General features: G+C 39.2%; 19 protein-coding genes. 7 read left to right on the forward strand and 12 right to left on the reverse strand.

Annotation, left to right across the window (positions count from 1 at the left end; all coding sequences use genetic code 11):
* Positions 1-87: 87 nt before the first annotated feature.
* Positions 88-525, reverse strand: a complete 438-nt coding sequence (gene fur, locus MMO38_RS14030) for a ferric iron uptake transcriptional regulator (RefSeq protein WP_241323937.1) — start codon at positions 523-525, stop codon at positions 88-90.
* Positions 526-636: 111 nt separating this feature from the next.
* Here fur and bamE point away from each other — a divergent pair, with 111 nt between their 5' ends.
* Positions 637-1,035, forward strand: a complete 399-nt coding sequence (bamE, locus tag MMO38_RS14035) for an outer membrane protein assembly factor BamE (RefSeq protein WP_004670150.1) — start codon at positions 637-639, stop codon at positions 1,033-1,035.
* A gap of 62 nt (positions 1,036-1,097) precedes the next feature.
* Here bamE and MMO38_RS14040 read toward each other — a convergent pair whose 3' ends face one another.
* From MMO38_RS14040 to MMO38_RS14085, 10 genes are all read right to left on the reverse strand, one after another.
* On the reverse strand, positions 1,098-1,412 hold the full coding sequence (locus MMO38_RS14040) for an RnfH family protein (RefSeq protein ID WP_241323938.1): 315 nt from the start codon (positions 1,410-1,412) through the stop codon (positions 1,098-1,100).
* Positions 1,412-2,494 carry a hypothetical protein gene (locus tag MMO38_RS14045; RefSeq protein WP_241323939.1) on the reverse strand — a complete coding sequence of 361 codons (1,083 nt, stop codon included), beginning with the start codon at positions 2,492-2,494 and terminating at the stop codon, positions 1,412-1,414. The genes MMO38_RS14040 and MMO38_RS14045 overlap by 1 nt, the downstream gene beginning before the upstream one ends.
* A gap of 245 nt (positions 2,495-2,739) precedes the next feature.
* Positions 2,740-3,195 (reverse strand): bacteriohemerythrin, encoded by a 456-nt coding sequence (locus tag MMO38_RS14050; protein ID WP_034595086.1) that lies wholly within the window; start codon positions 3,193-3,195, stop codon positions 2,740-2,742.
* 337 nt (positions 3,196-3,532) lie between these two features.
* Positions 3,533-4,381 (reverse strand): class II glutamine amidotransferase, encoded by an 849-nt coding sequence (locus MMO38_RS14055; protein ID WP_241323940.1) that lies wholly within the window; start codon positions 4,379-4,381, stop codon positions 3,533-3,535.
* A 100-nt stretch (positions 4,382-4,481) separates the two neighbouring features.
* On the reverse strand, positions 4,482-5,258 hold the full coding sequence (locus tag MMO38_RS14060) for a GNAT family N-acetyltransferase (RefSeq protein ID WP_004670140.1): 777 nt from the start codon (positions 5,256-5,258) through the stop codon (positions 4,482-4,484).
* A 125-nt stretch (positions 5,259-5,383) separates the two neighbouring features.
* Positions 5,384-6,286: an acetylglutamate kinase gene (gene argB, locus MMO38_RS14065; protein ID WP_005198048.1), complete on the reverse strand. Its 903-nt coding sequence runs from the start codon at positions 6,284-6,286 to the stop codon at positions 5,384-5,386.
* Between the two features lie 13 nt (positions 6,287-6,299).
* Positions 6,300-7,721 carry a phosphomannomutase/phosphoglucomutase gene (locus tag MMO38_RS14070; protein WP_241323941.1) on the reverse strand — a complete coding sequence of 474 codons (1,422 nt, stop codon included), beginning with the start codon at positions 7,719-7,721 and terminating at the stop codon, positions 6,300-6,302.
* 194 nt (positions 7,722-7,915) lie between these two features.
* On the reverse strand, positions 7,916-8,368 hold the full coding sequence (gene dut / locus MMO38_RS14075) for a dUTP diphosphatase (RefSeq protein WP_004670134.1): 453 nt from the start codon (positions 8,366-8,368) through the stop codon (positions 7,916-7,918).
* A 23-nt stretch (positions 8,369-8,391) separates the two neighbouring features.
* A complete protein-coding gene (locus tag MMO38_RS14080) occupies positions 8,392-10,431 on the reverse strand; it encodes a UvrD-helicase domain-containing protein (protein ID WP_004670132.1) in 2,040 nt (679 codons plus the stop codon).
* Positions 10,432-10,615: 184 nt separating this feature from the next.
* Positions 10,616-11,269 carry an OmpA family protein gene (locus MMO38_RS14085; protein ID WP_005198053.1) on the reverse strand — a complete coding sequence of 218 codons (654 nt, stop codon included), beginning with the start codon at positions 11,267-11,269 and terminating at the stop codon, positions 10,616-10,618.
* A 390-nt stretch (positions 11,270-11,659) separates the two neighbouring features.
* On the opposite strand from MMO38_RS14085, the gene MMO38_RS14090 reads away from it, so the two are divergent.
* From MMO38_RS14090 to MMO38_RS14115, 6 genes are all read left to right on the forward strand, one after another.
* Positions 11,660-12,592, forward strand: coding sequence for an acyltransferase (locus MMO38_RS14090; RefSeq protein ID WP_241323942.1), 933 nt, complete (start codon positions 11,660-11,662; stop codon positions 12,590-12,592).
* A gap of 4 nt (positions 12,593-12,596) precedes the next feature.
* Positions 12,597-13,655, forward strand: a complete 1,059-nt coding sequence (locus MMO38_RS14095; RefSeq protein ID WP_241323943.1) for a preprotein translocase subunit SecA — start codon at positions 12,597-12,599, stop codon at positions 13,653-13,655.
* 106 nt (positions 13,656-13,761) lie between these two features.
* Positions 13,762-14,481 carry a septum site-determining protein MinC gene (gene minC, locus MMO38_RS14100; RefSeq protein WP_241323944.1) on the forward strand — a complete coding sequence of 240 codons (720 nt, stop codon included), beginning with the start codon at positions 13,762-13,764 and terminating at the stop codon, positions 14,479-14,481.
* A gap of 59 nt (positions 14,482-14,540) precedes the next feature.
* Positions 14,541-15,353 carry a septum site-determining protein MinD gene (gene minD / locus MMO38_RS14105; RefSeq protein WP_004670121.1) on the forward strand — a complete coding sequence of 271 codons (813 nt, stop codon included), beginning with the start codon at positions 14,541-14,543 and terminating at the stop codon, positions 15,351-15,353.
* Between the two features lie 2 nt (positions 15,354-15,355).
* The gene (gene minE / locus MMO38_RS14110; RefSeq protein ID WP_004670120.1) at positions 15,356-15,628 is read left to right on the forward strand and encodes a cell division topological specificity factor MinE; all 273 of its coding nucleotides are present in this window, start codon (positions 15,356-15,358) and stop codon (positions 15,626-15,628) included.
* 197 nt (positions 15,629-15,825) lie between these two features.
* On the forward strand, positions 15,826-16,113 hold the full coding sequence (locus MMO38_RS14115) for a PA4642 family protein (RefSeq protein ID WP_004670118.1): 288 nt from the start codon (positions 15,826-15,828) through the stop codon (positions 16,111-16,113).
* A 39-nt stretch (positions 16,114-16,152) separates the two neighbouring features.
* Here MMO38_RS14115 and rhtC read toward each other — a convergent pair whose 3' ends face one another.
* Positions 16,153-16,770, reverse strand: a complete 618-nt coding sequence (gene rhtC, locus MMO38_RS14120; protein ID WP_004670116.1) for a threonine export protein RhtC — start codon at positions 16,768-16,770, stop codon at positions 16,153-16,155.
* Positions 16,771-16,784 lie beyond the last annotated feature (14 nt).

A 16,784-nucleotide genomic window follows, 5' to 3' on the forward strand; every position in this document is an offset into this window, starting at 1 on the left:
AGGGATTAAAAAAAGGAAGGTTTTTGTAACCTTCCTTTTTTTAATTGTTCATTTTTAGTGAACTAATCAGTTTTAACCGAATCAAACTTATTTTTTACGATAAGTCTCTTGGCATTCAGTATCTTTGCAATAACCATAAAGATTCAAAGAGTGTCCAGTTAAGGCAAAACCATGCTTTTCTGCAACTAAATGCTGCTCTCTTTCAATAATATCATTAGTAAATTCAATTACTTTATTACAATTTAAGCAAACCAAATGATCATGATGATCTTCTTGCATGATTTCAAAAACTGAATGATTATTTTCAAAATGATGACGCTGAATGATACCTGCAGCTTCAAATTGTGTTAACACACGGTAAACTGTCGCCAAACCGACATCTTCACCTTGTTCAAGCAAAGTTTTATAAATATCTTCTGCGCTTAAATGATGTTGTTTTGAATTTTCTAATAATTCCAAAATCTTAATACGAGGAAGGGTAACTTTAAGTCCAGCTTTGCGTAAGTCTTGATTGGAAATAGGCATGAAAAAAGGTCTCTCAACAAATCTTAAGTTGGAATAGGAAATAGAGTTTAGATGCAGTATGATCTATCCTCGGATCAAATGCATCATCATTTATCAGGATAGTGTAGCAAAATGCAAAAAATCATGCTGGCGTTATTCGTCACTTCAGTACTAAGCGGTTGTTCTGTCTTTGGTGTTTATAAAGTCGACATTCCACAAGGAACGCCCTTAACCAAGGCACAAGCATCTCAGGTACAAGTCGGCATGAGTTTCCAGCAAGTCCGTTTCTTGCTAGGAAGCCCGACTGTTTCAGATCCACTGAATCCTCAACGTTGGGACTATATCTACAACTATATCCCAGGCACTTATGCAAAAAAAGCAAAAATACCTGCAGCACATGGCCAACATCTCAAAATTTACTTTGATGCAACTGGAAATGTAGAGCGTATCGAAGGTTTAGATACGATTCCAGAATCACAACCTGGCTTACCCGCATCAAAAGAAGCGATTTTGACTGCACCACCACTATAGTCGCTTTACTATAAAAGAAAACCCCTCATCGAATCATTCGTGAAGGGTTTTCTTTATCAAGCTCATAGTTTGAAACGATTACCTTTGGCGAAACGCCCTACTGGGTTTTTAGCAGCTCGTTTACGCCGAATATCGTTTGGGTTAATCGTCAACGCACGGTAAATTTCAACCCGATCGCCTGCTTGAAGAACGGTTTCAGCTTCAATCTTTGTACCAAAGACACCGAGTTGTAAAGGTTCAGGTAAATTGACTTGATCGGCTAAACCACTGTTCTGAATGGCTTGTAATGCCGTCATCCCCTCAACAAATGCAACCGCAATATGAAACTGTTGCTCAGGGTTGCTATAAGCAACCCAAACTTGCTTGATTTGTTCCATTAAAAGCTCTGTCCGATCACAGCGATGGCAGCAACAACGATTGACAGTGGTAAGACCACACGTACAGCTATACGCCATAAGTTATAAAATAACTCATTGCTAAAGCCCATCGCTTTACGCAAATGACTGATCTTCATAATCCAGCCAGCAAAAACAGCATAGATTAAGCAAATCGCCAAGCCCCATAACATTAGCAGCGTATTAAAGACTTGTTCAACTTGTGGAATAGCCCACACTGCGATCGCAGCAACAATAATCACCCATTGGATGATAGGAGCGAGTTGACGTTGTGCTAACTGTTCTCTTGTCAATTGAATCAACAATGCTGCCGCCATGATCGCAGCGAACACCCATGCCAATGCAGGAAGTTGAGCCTGAACAGAGAAAAAACCAAAAGCAATTACAGCAACAAGTTGAGCAAGCCAAATCGGCAATACAGCTGTAGTCGCAGCTGGCTGCTGCTTCACCGTTGATAAGCTGCTTTGCCAATATAAACCAAGTCCCAAACCACTTGCGACTAATGCAAGAACTGTGACATTGCCCCACTCTTTAAATTCAATACTGGTCCAATGCCATGCAGATAGCTCAGTACCCATCACATTTGCAAGAATAAAAGCTGCAACTACACCCAAGGTTGTCAACGCAAGCAAAAACTGGCGTGGAATAAAGGATAAACCGAGTGCGATAACGGCAAAAATAGCAAAAAGGACTTGATCAGAAAGATCGAATGCAATTTGTGGACTCACCACACTGCTTGCTGTTGTTAAAACACTACCCGCAAAAAATGGGATAAAAACAACTGCTAACCAGCCAACAATACGCCATCTTGGTGACGCATCAGCATCACGTGTGAGTGTGGATAATGCTTGCAATGCTGTTGTCTGTGATCGCTTTGCTAAAGCAATTTCAAGATAAGCAATGGGCAACGCCAATAAAAACATTGTGCCTAACCATAACAACCAGAAATCCAATTGACGATCAATTTGGACGCCAACCGTAGGGGCTAAAGTGGTAATCATGACAAAAGATAAGCAAAACGCCATCACTGGAGCTAACCAGCGTGACAGAGTTGTGTCCTGCATAATGCATTCCTTGAAAAATCTTTGAACTCATTGCACTTTATGGTGCTTACAATGAAATATTCAATCTATTTTGCCTTTCTCAAGCCTGAAAATCAAAATAAAAGATAGAGAAAGAAAAAGGCAAACCACCATCTAGATGATTTGCCGCGCATGAATTATTATTTTACTCATTAGACCCCTTATTTACACTGATACTCACCTTTTTATTTTTCTATGATAAAGGGTCTTTTCTTATTATCTTGTTATTATGAGAAAAAGCGAGAGAACCAGTTTTTCCCTTTTTTCTTTTCATTCTCTTTAATAATGCCTATCATATTTTCTTTGACCGCACCAACATAATCAGCATCATCATGACGAATATGATTAATCAGCCATTTAGACAGTGCTTCATGTAACTCTTTATCGATTTCCTGTCCCAATTCAAAACGCTCTCGATAAACTTCTATCTTCTTGATAAATAAGTCATGTACACGCTTATGTGGGACACGATATTTATAGTTTGCTTCTTCTTGTAAACTTTCTTCAAACGTGAAATGGGATTGGGTATAGTCAATAATATTATCCAATACACCTTTCATTTTTACCCGATCATTACTGTGTTTTAATTCATCTATTTCATTAATATAATCTAGAATACGACGATGTTGATCATCAATAACTTCAATACCTGTATTATAATCAACAGACCATTTCATCCCCAAAATCCCCCAAGATCAATATTATTTATTGAATAAAAGAATAATATCGATAAAGGAGACAAATAAAAACAAAGCATTTTTGTCAGATTTTACATATTTTTCAAATAAATAAATTAACCTATTGTTTTATATTTATTTTAAATTTTTCACCCACTAAAACACTCAAGTATTTTTTAACCAGTTAGAAAAATTATCTATCTAATTTTATTGAAATATATAAGATATATACATCTTTAAATTAAGAAAAAACCTACATTTGAGCGATGCTACTTCATTTTTATAAATGGATAGATTTGTTTTATAAATCCATTTTTCTCGAGATGGGAATAATACAAAGCGTCTAATATTGATCGGCTTTAGTGACCCGTTTTAGTGATGGATTTTCTGCTTCACGAATAAGTCGTTCAACGCGAGTTAATGCATGTTTAATCGATTTTCCATCTTGGAATAAAATCATTTCACCCGCTTGAAAAGCCGTCCACTCCTCATTATGAGTTAAAGGCTCAGTGGTAATCACAGCGACCCGATCTTCTGCTGTTGTCACTTCACTAAAATCGACTTCCACATCCAAATCAATCAAATGTGCATGTTGAAATGGATACTCTCGCACAAGCCAATGCAGTTTGGTGGTGGCATAACTAAATAGTGCTTGACCATTGGATAAGCAGAAATTAAATGTGCCATGTTCAGCGATTTGAGGGGCGATACGTTCTAATAGAGAAAAAAGCTCTTCAAGACTAGGCTCTGTATAGCCAAACGCTTCAACCATTTGATCTAATAAATAGCAAAACGCATATTCACTATCGGTATTGCCAACAGGTTCAAAGCGCCCATTCAATACAGGATTAAAATCGTGTAAATCACCATTGTGCGCAAAAATCCAATGTCTGCCCCATAACTCACGTAAAAAAGGATGCGAGTTTTCTAAGGTAATTTTACCTTGCGTGGCTTTTCGAATATGTGCGATGACATTACGTGATTTGATTGGATAGTTACGCACCAAATCCGCAATTGGTGACTCAACTGCGGATTGATTATCGACAAATAAACGACAGGCTTTGTCTTCAAAAAAAGCGATACCAAAACCATCACAATGATCAGACGTCACACCGGCTCGTTGGGAAAAACCACGAAAGGAAAAAGTAATATCTGTCGGTGTGGCGCAGTTCATTCCTAATAGTTGGCACATATCTTTTTAACTTTCTGACATCTTTACCTATTGTGCATGAGGTTCAGATGCCTTGTAAATCTCAATATGTGCACAGGACCCGATTAAAACTGACAAAGCTCTAACGTTGCACCATTTTATTCATCACAAAAGAGGTCGCGATTTTATTGACTTCTAAGAATACGAAATAGTCTAAGCACTTAAAATCTTCATCATAGAATGCTTGCTTTGATAACTTCGACTGCATCCCTAAATACGTTTGAAATAACTTGGGCATGCGTTCGTCTTGTGGAAAGCTATAGTCAGGACGTTCAGGCTCAAAAGCACGTTTTGAACGAATATCAATGCTCTGATGTGCAGCGAGTTGTTGAATTTGACGGTGTGTGTAATAAGCACGGGCTGAATTATCTTCAAGATGAATACTGACACAGCCCATTAAATACTTGGCACGCATTGACCAAAGAACTTTCGGGGCTAAATTCAGCCATAACATGGATAAAGCTTTGCCTGAACGAAACTGTGGGTGAACACAGGTTCGGCCGATTTCCAATACATTTGGTAAATGTGAAAAATGTGGCACTACATCAAACTCTTGTGCGCTATAACTTTGTCCGATTTCATGTCCTTGGAACAATTTAAGCCGTGTATAAGCCACAATCTCCCCTGTCCATTTCTCACGTAACACTGCATGCTCACAACCAAAATCATAAATATCTTGATCAAGGCCATCTTCAAAAGTCATCCCAAATTGATGGCTAAATTGCGTCGCTCTAAAACGTTGTACTTGTTGTAATTCTTTTAAATTATCCACCCATTCAAAACGAAACTGGGTTTGCGAAGGTTTTTGACGTAAAGGTAAAGTCAAATTTTGGCGATATTGGTTTAATTTTTCTAGCATAATGAAAGCTCCTTATGACTAGACTTACCTTAAATCGCTTAAATGACATTGCCATGACTAAAACATGAAGAGCTGATGACAAAAAAGAGACCTATATGAGGTCTCTTTCATCTTGGTATGAATATTTAATGCTTCATACGATTAGTAATCAATGTACCAACACCATGATCGGTAAAGATTTCTAATAGCGTTGCGTGTGGCACACGACCATCAACGATATGCGCGCTGACCACACCACCCTTGACCGCATCCAGTGCACAACCAACTTTAGGAATCATCCCGCCATAAATCACACCCGTCTCAATTAAACGATCAACTTCCTGCGTACTTAAACCCGTCAACAGATTTTTATTTTCATCGAGTACGCCAGTAATATTGGTGAGTAAAATCAGTTTCTCAGCACCCAGTGCTTCTGCCACTTTTCCAGCCACTAAGTCCGCGTTGATATTATAAGTATTACCTTCATCATCAACACCTAATGGTGCAATTACAGGAATAAAATCACCTTGGGTAAACATCTCAAGTACATCCGTTTTAACGCCTGTGACTTCACCAACCATGCCCAAATCAATTTGAGAGATTGAACCATCTGCTTCTTGCTTTTCCATCAACAATTTACGCGCGCGAAGCAAATTTCCATCTTTACCCGTTAAACCAATGGCACGACCACCATGTTGATTAATCAAGTTCACGATGGACTTATTGACACTACCGCCCAAGACCATTTCGACAACTTCCATCGTCGCCTGATCGGTGACACGCATACCATCAATACGGTCTGATTCCTGTCCTAAACGCTTTAACAATGAGTCAACTTGAGGGCCACCACCATGCACCACAATTGGATTTAAACCCACTGTTTTTAATAACACGATGTCTCGAGCAAATGAACTTTCCAACTCTGGATCAGTCATCGCATTGCCACCGTATTTCACCACCAAAGTTTTGCCTGCAAAACGTTGGATGTACGGCAAAGCTTCAATCAAAATTTTAGCTTTATCAATGCCGATATGCTCGTGAGGTGGCATGTATCTCTCCTTATTAAGCCTGTGCGAGTTCTTGTGCAATTAGAGGATATTGATCTTGCAACATAGAAACAAATTCTTGGCGAATCTCAATTAATCGATCTGGGTTATCTGCATCAAAACGAACGGTAAAATACTCACCCGTATTGGATGCTCGAATAATGCCAAAACCATCGTCAAAATCAAGTCTTACGCCATCAATTTTACTTAAACGAGCACCTAAACGATGACTTAAAATCTCAATATCATTTAAAACTTGTTTAGGATTCGCCTCGTGCGTACTGATATAGGTATCTTCGGTGCAATATCGTTCAGGATAAATCGCGAATAATTCAGAAAAACTGCCTGCATTGGATTGGGTAAAGTACTCCATTACACGCAATGCGGCGTATAAACCATCGTCATAGCCAAAACCACGCCCATCATTAAAGACATAATGACCAGCATATTCCCCGCCAAACACGGCTTCACCTTGCGACTGTGATAAATAAGCACGTAAGAAACTACTACCTGTACGAATCATTTTCGCTTGTCCATCGAGTTGCTGCACTGTATCTGCAACCATCCGAGAACACTTCACATCAAATACAATTTCTTTATGTGGATGTTGTAACAAACACATCTGTGCGAACAAAGACAATAAACGATCAGGGCTAATAATATGTGCCTGTTCGTCCAGTAGAACCACCCGATCCCCGTCTCCATCTAAAGCAATGCCTAAATCTGCTTTTTCAGAAATAATTGCAGCTTGTAATTGTCTTAAATGTGCTGCATGCGATGGATCTGGAGCATGATCTGGAAAATCACCATTTGCCTCACAGCGTAAAGCTATCACTTCGCAACCTAATTTTTCTAAGACCTGTTTTGCGCAACGACCAGCCGAACCATGCAAACCATCTAAAACAACTTTCAAAGGGCGTGATAAGTGAATATCGCTGAGCAATGATTGCTGATACTGCAAACAGTACTGAGGAATAATCTTATGCAAGACATTTTCCAAATCATGTGCTTGATTTAAATCAGACAAAGAGACTTGAGCCAATTGACCGATTTTTTGAATCGCTTCAGGATTCGGTGGTTCACCGCTCAAAATCCACTTAATCCCATTATCCGATTTTGGGTTATGACTTGCAGTGACCATGATGCCATTACCACCATAATCTCTTGCAATGTAATACATCATTGGTGATGAACAACACCCAATGTTGGTGACTTTAAAACCTTGTTGTTCAAATATTTGCTGAATAATATTGGCATAAGTTGGACTGGTTAAACGCGCATCGTACCCTATTACGATTTGGTTTTGTTCAGCTTTTTTATACTGTAGTACTAAAGCGTAGGCAATTGAACGAATAACATGAGGTGTTAAATTACTTAGCTTTCCCCGGATATCATAAGCACGAAAAATATTCAGAGGAAATGTATGTTTTATATTCACAGTAAGCCCCTATTTTTTATAATCGAAAGACTATTCAAAAAATATTACTATTAAGAAATTAACGTACCCTTGTTGAGAAAAATTAAAATAAATAAATCGTCAGCTGCTTTTTAATATAGTTTTAAGTAACAATCAATATGAGAAATGCAACGTTCCACGCGAGAACATTGCATTTTTAAAGATCTGTTGAAACGTTATTGTTGGCCTGTATGTCCAAAACCACCTGCACCACGCTCAGTCGCAACAAATTCATTCACTTGTTCAAATTGTGCTTGTACAACAGGTACGAGCACATATTGTGCTAAACGCTCACCAGGTTCTAAACGGAAGGTGTTTTGTCCACGATTCCAAACAGACACCATCAACTCACCTTGATAGTCTGAATCAATCAAACCAACCAAGTTACCCAACACGATACCGTGCTTATGACCTAGACCAGAACGCGGTAAAATCAAACCCGCAAAATTTGGATCTTCAATGTAAATCGCCAAGCCAGTTTTGACTAAAACTGTTTCACCTGCAGCAATCTCAATCGCTTCATCCAAGCAAGCACGTAAATCTAAACCTGCTGAACCTGTCGTTGCATACGAAGGCAATGCCCACTCTTGACCTAAACGTGCATCTAATACTTTAACTTGGACTTTCATTTCAACTTCCTACTTACACTTTCTTAACGTTTCAATAAAGCTTTTAAATTTGCGAGATAATGCTGCGCCTGCTCTTTCGGATCAACATTTGGCGCAAGTTTCTTCTTACGACCATGCCATTCCAGCTCATCTTGCGGTAGCTCATCCAAGAAGCGACTTGGTGTCATCTGACGCATTTGCCCACCGTTTTTACGCTGCTCTGCCAGTGTCAGTGTTAAGCCCTGACGCGCACGGGTAATCCCCACATACATCAAACGGCGTTCCTCTTCGATGGTTTCTGCTGCAATCGAGTTTTTATGTGGCAGTAACTCTTCTTCCAAACCAATCATATAGACATAAGGAAACTCCAAACCTTTAGCTGCATGCAGCGTCAATAGGTTCACCTTGTCAGTGTCTTCTTCCTCTTGTTGCTGTTCAAGCATATCCAACAACACCAGTTTACGAATTACGCTTTCGATATTTTTCTCATCAACATCGTCGGCACGATTGATCAGGTTTTGGATACTGGTATATAGCGTCTCAATATTATCTATCTTGGTTTTTTCTTGTGCTGGTGTCGCCGCTTGTTCACGCACATAATCAATATAGCCAGCTTCGTTGATCATCTGACGGACTTTAGGTACAGGTTCATCATCATCTAAAAGTTCACGAGTGAATGTAGCAATAAAATCCGCGAACTCATGTAATTGTGTCGTCGCTTTCTTTGGCAACACCATCGACAAACGTTGATCGGATGATGCCGTTAGCAATGACAGAGTATTTTCTTGTGCAAATAACCCGAGCTTTTCTAAAGTGACCGGACCAATGGCACGTTTTGGGGTATTAATAATTCGTAAGAAAGCACTGTCATCTTCAGGATTGATGATTAAACGTAAATAGCTCATCACATCTTTGATTTCAGCACGCGCAAAGAATGATTGGCCACCCGATAATTTATAAGGAATCTGTAACTGACGCAGTTGGGTTTCTAAAACACGTGCTTGGAAATTACCACGATAGAGCACCGCATAATCTTTCCAGCTTTTACCATTCATGAGCTTATGTGTGATTAAGTCTTTAACCACACGCTCGGCTTCATCATCATCATTCAAACAGGTGATGATACGAATGGTTTCACCATGGCCTTTATCACTCCACAACTTCTTGTCAAAAATGTGTGGATTATTTTCAATCACGGCATTGGCAGCTTTTAAGATACGGCTAGTCGAGCGATAGTTTTGCTCAAGCTTAATCACTTTTAGATTATGAAAATCCTCTTTGAGTAAAGCCATGTTTTCAGGCTTTGCTCCGCGCCATGCATAGATGGATTGGTCATCATCTCCTACCGCAGTGAACTGTCCCATCACCCCGACTAAGAGCTTAACTAAGGTATATTGGGCAGTGTTGGTATCTTGATATTCATCCACCAACAAATAACGGACTCGGTTTTGCCATTTATCACGCACTTCGGCATTTTCCTGAAGTAAACGTGTTGGCATCACAATCAAATCATCAAAATCAACTGCGTTATAAGCACGTAAGTTCCGCTCATAAAGTTGATAGAGGTGCGCAAGCTGAACATCATCGACCGTTTCACAGGTTGAATGTGCATGTTCAGGCAAAACCAAATCGTTTTTCCAATCTGAAATTTTTCGCATCGCTTTCGCAATCAAATCTTTGCTTTCAGCACCTGATAAATTGTCACGCTGCATCAAATCCATCAAAATTCGTTTACAGTCATCTGCATCTAAGATTGAGAAGTTGGCTTTCAGCGGCAAGTTTTTTAATTCTAAGCGTAATAAATTTAAGCCAAATGTATGGAAGGTCGAAACAGAAAGCCCTTTTGCCTCTTCACGAGAAAGGAGCTTACTGACACGCTCTTTCATTTCACGTGCTGCTTTATTGGTAAAAGTCATTGCAGTGATGCGATGAGCAGGAATACCACACTGCTGCACCAAAAAAGCAACTTTTCTCGTAATTACTGAAGTTTTACCTGAACCTGCACCTGCAAGCACCAACAAAGGCCCTTGAACATATTTCATGGCTTCAAGTTGCTTGTCATTCAATTGACTGGCAGATGACATCGTTGTAATACCTCTCACGTTTCCGAGCATGATTATAGACATCTCTGTTTTAGAATCCCAATAATAAATCTTGGGATATGTATAAATTATGATGTCTTCTGCAAATAACACGCCACAGCTTGTCGCAAGAAATTTAAGCAATAAAAAAACCACCCGAAGGTGGTTCTTTAAAAATCAGTAAAAATTACTGTTTTGCATAAATGCTGATTTCTACACGACGGTTTTGTTCACGCCCAGCAGCAGTACTGTTGTCTGCGATTGGATTTGATGAACCATAACCTTGTGCATCAATACGACCACCTGAAATACCTTTACCAGCTAAATAGTTTTTAACTGATTGAGCACGTGCTTGAGATAATGGAATATTGATTGAATCATTACCTGTGTTGTCAGTATAACCAGTTACTAAGATCGCACTTTGGTTATCTTCAGCCAATACTTGCGCAACTTTGTTTAAAGTCGTATAGAAGTTTGGCTTGATATTTGATTTGTTAGTATCAAAAGTAATGCTACCAGGCATAATCAATTGAACAGAACCATCTGGATTACGGCCAACATCTACACCAGTACCCTGCATTTGTTGACGAAGTTTTTTCTCTTTGTTGTCAAGATATAAACCACCAGCACCACCTAAAACTGCACCAATCGCCGCAGCACGGTTATTTTGCTTACTTGTATTTGCATTACCTTTAGAAACGCCATATCCCGCAGCAGCACCAATCAATGCGCCTAGAGCAGACTTATCATATTCTACGCCGCCAATATTATTACCAGTAGTTTGGCAACCAGAAAGTACCAATCCAGCCCCTACGAGTGTTGAAATCATTAATGCACGCATTGCGTAGCTCCTGTCTATGTATTTTGTTGTCTTGGTGAATAATGAATGAGAAAACGATGCCATACCATTGATATTTTGTTAATAATAAACAGTTTATTTATATTTTTGTAATACTTTGATGCACTTTACTTGAATAAAGCAACACATTTCCTTCATCGTTATACGTTGACTGTTCTTTTCAAAAATAATATCACCATTTTCATTGTTAAGTTTACTACAAATTGGTATTTCACGCCTCAGGAGAAGCTTTAATATTTTGTAGAAATGCGCTCTAACCCATCTAAATATATAAAAATTGTCAAGATCCTCAAATATACGGTTGTATTTCAATTTCTGTTGTTTATAGTTGGATCATCTATTTTTTAAACATTTGCACTCAAGGTTTGATTTATGTCTACCTCAAATAAAAAAGCATCTTTATTGCAAAAAATTAGTAAAGGATTGACCGTTAGCTCAGTCATCACAGGCAGTACCTTCTTACATGGTCCTCCTGTACTGGCTTTAGGTTTGACAAAATTATTCAAAAAATCTGCGAAAGTTGATGAAACCAATATTCAAATTACCAATAGTTGGCTTAGTGTAAATAACTGGTTGATTGACAATGTCCTTCCAGATTTGCATTGGGATATCAGCATCGATGAAAAACTCGATCTGACTTTACAAGGTAGATATATGATGATTTGTAATCATCAAAGCTGGGTCGACACCACAGTTAATCAATATTTTGGTTTAACCCGTATGCCGCTTACCCGCTTCTTTACCAAGTGGGAGCTGATTTTCATTCCTTTTGTTGGTCAAGCCTTTAAAATTTTAGGCTTCCCAATGATGAAACGTCATACAAAAGAACAAATTGCTAAAAATCCTGAGCTAAAATCACGCGATATGCTCGAAGCACGCAAAGCCTGTGAACAATTACTGAGTCAGCCTTTTACTTTATTAAACTATTTAGAAGGCACACGTTTTACGCCTGAAAAACATGCCAAACAGCAGTCACCATATAAAAACCTGCTTAAGCCTAAAGCGGGTGGTTTAGCATTGGCGTTAAATATTCTGGGTGATAAAGTAGATGCCTTTGTTGATATGACCATTGTTTATCCAGATGGTCCGCCTGAATATAGCGATTTTTGGTTGGGTGATGTATCCCGCATAGCTGTCGATTTACGTAAAATTGAGATTCCTAATTGGGTGCTTGGGGGCAACTATGAGGATGATCTAGAGTTTCGTGAACGTTTCCAAAAATGGGTCGATCAAATCTGGACTGAAAAAGATCAGCTTATTCAGCAAATGAAAGAAAAATATACAACCACATCGGACATTAAGTAAATTTATGACTCAGCAGAATAAGAAGCCAAAATCTAAATACCACAGTGTCGATCAAAACAGTTGGCCTTTCCGACTATTTTTGCTCTATGACATCTTTATGGTGTTTATTATTGTATTTAACTTATTCTGCTTAGGTATGAACCTTTTCCTGATGAGTTCTCTTGGGGAATGGTTATTTCAACAGATTCATCTACTCAGCGTTCTTGATTTCTATCGAACCCATCTCAACCCTTGGGTTATCACCACTGAAGCTTGGTTTATTATCTTTTTGATTGCAGAACTGGTTGTACGTTGGATTTTTGCGATCATCAATAAACACCATGCTCGTTGGTGGTGGTTTCCATTTGTGCATTTCTATGAAATTCTAGCCATTATTCCTTATTTACGTTTCTTACGTTTATTTCGGGCTGGGATTATTGCCTACCGCTTATATGAAATGGGCTATCAGGTGATCCCAGAAAAGATACAGCGCACACTTTTATTTTATTATCGTGTGGTGATGGAAGAGTTATCCGATCGCGTGGTACTGACTGTACTTGATGGGCTAAAGCGTGAGTTACAAACCAATAGTAGCCATCAAAAAACCATTCATAATTTGGTTGATCATCACCGCCAGTTATTTGTGACGACACTTTCCTCTTTGCTACAAGAATCTTTGGCGACTGCTTTACAACAGCAACAACCTGCGATTACCCAAAAAGTAGGTGCGATTGTCAATCAAGCCATCGAAGATACCCCTGAACTGACCCAGCTATTACGCCTTATTCCGATCGTCGGTGGGCGGATTGAGCAACAGATTCAAAGTATTGGACAACGCTTGGGGGAAAATATTAGCGCAGGTTTAATCGAGCCTTTTACAGCAGGCTCACCTCAGCAGCCCAATGAAAATTTTCAACTGATTGCAGAAAAAGTCAGTGAGCTAAATATTAATAATCAATACTTGGAAGAATTGGTTAAATCTGTCGTATTTGAAAGCATTGAGGCGATAAGCAAACAAGTTCGAGTCAAGCAATGGCAAGAAATGCTGGATGAAAATGCTCAATTGAACAAAAAAGCAGAATGATTACAAGAAAATTTACTATTCGAGCTAGAGAATTGCTGTAATTTGTTCTAGCATTTGCTTTTATTTATAACACACTAGAGTGCTTAAAAGCCCTGAAGGATACATTATGGCTGATATACGGATTACGGGCAGAATGGTGAATTTTAGTCGATTAACTTTCGACACAAATGACCATAATGCAATCCGACAGCAATTGACGAGCACACTCAATGAAGGTTCTTATTTAGGAACTTTGGTAATTATAGACAGTACCGTTGAACAAGAACTCATTGCCTTAATTCAAGTGTTAATCGATCTAGGCCTACAACCAATGGCAGTAATTGATGGTCTCTTAGGTGATGAAGCACGAGCGATTCAATTCCCTGTTTTACCTGCGGATCAACCCTTACAGCGGATTAAAGCATCTAAAGAACAAGTGGTAGCTCACCCAGCTAAAGAGCAAGCGAATAGTGCTGCAATACAAACACCACAAAAAAACACAGCGCATACGCATATCACCTCTTATCATGATGAGATTTTGCGTACTGGGCAATGTTTGGTACAAGATCAAGGCGATATTATCTTAAATGCAGGTATGAACAGCGGCTCTGAAGTGATTGCATCTGGAAATATTCACATTTATGGTAATGCACGTGGTAGAGTCATTGCAGGTGCAGGTGGACATACTTCAGCGCGCATTTTTTGCAATTCTCTCGAAGCAGAACTGGTCTCTATTGCAGGGACATATTGTGTTGCAGATGATATTCCTAAAGATCTGATCAAGCAGCCTGTACATATTTATTTAAACGCCAAGCAAGAGCTTGAATTTGAAACTTTGCAGTTTTAATTTATAAACACCAAAAAAGCCCTTTTAGGGGCGTATGACCATAAATAGGAGTGGATTCGGTGGCCAAAATTGTTGTCGTAACGTCAGGCAAAGGTGGTGTAGGTAAAACTACGACCAGCGCATCTTTTGCAACAGGATTAGCCCAACGTGGTCATAAAACTGTTGTGATCGATTTCGATGTAGGTTTACGTAATCTTGACTTAATCATGGGCTGCGAACGCCGCGTCGTCTATGACTTTGTTAATGTCATCAATAATGAGGCTCGCTTACAACAAGCGCTCATCCGTGATAAAGAAATTGAAAACCTATACATATTACCTGCTTCACAAACCCGTGATAAAGATGCCTTAAGTGATGAAGGTGTTGCACGTGTGATTGATGAATTGTCACAAGAGTTTGATTACATCATTTGTGACTCACCAGCAGGGATCGAGCGTGGTGCAATTTTAGCGATGTATCATGCTGATGAAGCAATCATTGTCACAAACCCAGAAATTTCTTCTGTTCGTGACTCAGATCGTATCATCGGTATGTTGGATAGCAAAACTAAAAAAGTTGAGCAAAACGAAGGCCGTATCCGTAAGCACTTGTGTATCACACGTTTCAATCCAGAACGTGCAGATAGACAAGAAATGCTGACGATTGATGACATTTCTAAAGATATTTTACGTGTTCCGACTTTGGGTGTTATTCCTGAGTGCCCGAGCGTACTTCAAGCATCGAACGAAGGTAAGCCTGTTATTCTTTATACAGAAGAAAAAGCTGGTCAAGCCTATGATGATTTAGTGGCTCGTTTTCTTGGTGAAGAACGTCCTTATCGACACATTGTGGTACAGCCAAGAGGTTGGTTAGCTAGACTATTTGGAGCGTAATGATGGCAGGATTCTGGAGTAAACTATTTAGCAGTGATGAAAAGTCATCAAGTGCACAAACTGCCAAAGATCGTCTAAAGGTAATTGTTGCATCTGAACAAGGCTTAGGTCGTCGTTTAAGCCAAGACAAAATTGACCAAATGAAAAAAGAAATCATGCAGGTCGTCAGTCGTTACGTTCGAGGTGTGGATGAACAGCATATTCAAATGCAAGTTCGTTCAGAAGCAAATATTGAAATGTTAGAAATGAATATCAATTTACCTGAAGATCGATAGTAGTTTTTTCATTAGCGATTTTTTGCAAATAAAGGCAAAATATGAGACTGGGTAAGCAACGCTTTGTCCAGTCGCAAGACGAGAAGCTATGCTTTGAGTGGACTGGGTAAGCAAAGCATAGCTTTGCCCAGTCGCAAGACGAGAAGCTACGCTTCGAGTAGAATATTTTTCCTTTATTAAAGACTGAGGAGACTGTCATGGCATTATCACAGCCAGCAACTTTCAATGAAGAATGGTCAGATGAGCGTGTTTTTGCCTACCTCAACCAACTTCCACCAACAGGTGTCAATGCTGACTTTCATGTCCTCTATCACGCATTTAAACACATGCGTCCAAATGACTATGAGCGATTGATTACTCAGTTTTTGGCTGATGGCCGTGACTTGAATGCAACCAATCCTGAAGGATTACGCATCCATGACGTAATTGCACAATTTCCACGCCAAAAAGATGGTTTCTTAGAAGTCTTAGCAAAGTTTGCTTAATAAAAAAAGCCTGCATCATGCAGGCTTTTTTTTAAATAATTATCGACTTCCGATTAAATATACACCCAACAAAGTAAAAATCCCACCTGAAACACCATCGATCCATTTTGCAAAGTTTTGATACGCTGTGCGAAATGTAGGTAGAGAAAATACAAATGCGACCAAAGTAAACCATAACGCAGTTTCTACTGAAACAATAATAAACAGCAATGAATGATGCTGATCAAATAAAGGATTGGTTAAAAACAGAGAAAATACACTACCAAAATAGATGATTGCTTTTGGATTAGACAGATTTGTTAGCAATCCTTTCATAAAAAATAAATAAGGTGATTGAGGTAAGACAATCGGATTTACCGTCTGATCCCCTTTAGAGAAAGCAGAACGAAGCATCTGGAAGCCAAGCCAACACAAATATAAGCCGCCCGCAATCAACAGCCCTTGTTTAAGCCAAGCCATTTTTTCAAAAATGATATTGAGCCCCATTAACGCCAATAGTGACCAAAGCATTGCACCGATGCAAATACCCAAAACAACCAATACAGCCTCTTTACGCGAACGACTGATTGCCGTTTGCGAGACCAAAAAGAAATCTGGTCCGGGTGTAATTAATGCACAAAAATGAATGAAGATTAGCGTACTCAATGCAACTAACATAGCTCACCCTAGCA

This window comes from Acinetobacter sp. NIPH 1852 (assembly GCF_022549455.1).
GTDB lineage: Bacteria > Pseudomonadota > Gammaproteobacteria > Pseudomonadales > Moraxellaceae > Acinetobacter.

Excerpts from the sequence above, each read along its gene's own strand:
- MMO38_RS14080 (WP_004670132.1), bottom strand. The coding sequence starts at position 10,431 with ATGTCATCTGCCAGTCAATTGAATGACAAGCAACTTGAAGCCATGAAA.
- MMO38_RS14040 (WP_241323938.1), bottom strand. The coding sequence starts at position 1,412 with ATGGAACAAATCAAGCAAGTTTGGGTTGCTTATAGCAACCCTGAGCAA.
- rhtC (WP_004670116.1), bottom strand. The coding sequence starts at position 16,770 with ATGTTAGTTGCATTGAGTACGCTAATCTTCATTCATTTTTGTGCATTA.
- minC (WP_241323944.1), top strand. The coding sequence starts at position 13,762 with ATGGCTGATATACGGATTACGGGCAGAATGGTGAATTTTAGTCGATTA.
- MMO38_RS14060 (WP_004670140.1), bottom strand. The coding sequence starts at position 5,258 with ATGCTAGAAAAATTAAACCAATATCGCCAAAATTTGACTTTACCTTTA.
- MMO38_RS14095 (WP_241323943.1), top strand. The coding sequence starts at position 12,597 with ATGACTCAGCAGAATAAGAAGCCAAAATCTAAATACCACAGTGTCGAT.
- bamE (WP_004670150.1), top strand. The coding sequence starts at position 637 with ATGCAAAAAATCATGCTGGCGTTATTCGTCACTTCAGTACTAAGCGGT.
- argB (WP_005198048.1), bottom strand. The coding sequence starts at position 6,286 with ATGCCACCTCACGAGCATATCGGCATTGATAAAGCTAAAATTTTGATT.
- MMO38_RS14090 (WP_241323942.1), top strand. The coding sequence starts at position 11,660 with ATGTCTACCTCAAATAAAAAAGCATCTTTATTGCAAAAAATTAGTAAA.
- minE (WP_004670120.1), top strand. The coding sequence starts at position 15,356 with ATGGCAGGATTCTGGAGTAAACTATTTAGCAGTGATGAAAAGTCATCA.
- dut (WP_004670134.1), bottom strand. The coding sequence starts at position 8,368 with ATGAAAGTCCAAGTTAAAGTATTAGATGCACGTTTAGGTCAAGAGTGG.
- MMO38_RS14115 (WP_004670118.1), top strand. The coding sequence starts at position 15,826 with ATGGCATTATCACAGCCAGCAACTTTCAATGAAGAATGGTCAGATGAG.
- fur (WP_241323937.1), bottom strand. The coding sequence starts at position 525 with ATGCCTATTTCCAATCAAGACTTACGCAAAGCTGGACTTAAAGTTACC.
- MMO38_RS14045 (WP_241323939.1), bottom strand. The coding sequence starts at position 2,494 with ATGCAGGACACAACTCTGTCACGCTGGTTAGCTCCAGTGATGGCGTTT.
- MMO38_RS14055 (WP_241323940.1), bottom strand. The coding sequence starts at position 4,381 with ATGTGCCAACTATTAGGAATGAACTGCGCCACACCGACAGATATTACT.
- MMO38_RS14085 (WP_005198053.1), bottom strand. The coding sequence starts at position 11,269 with ATGCGTGCATTAATGATTTCAACACTCGTAGGGGCTGGATTGGTACTT.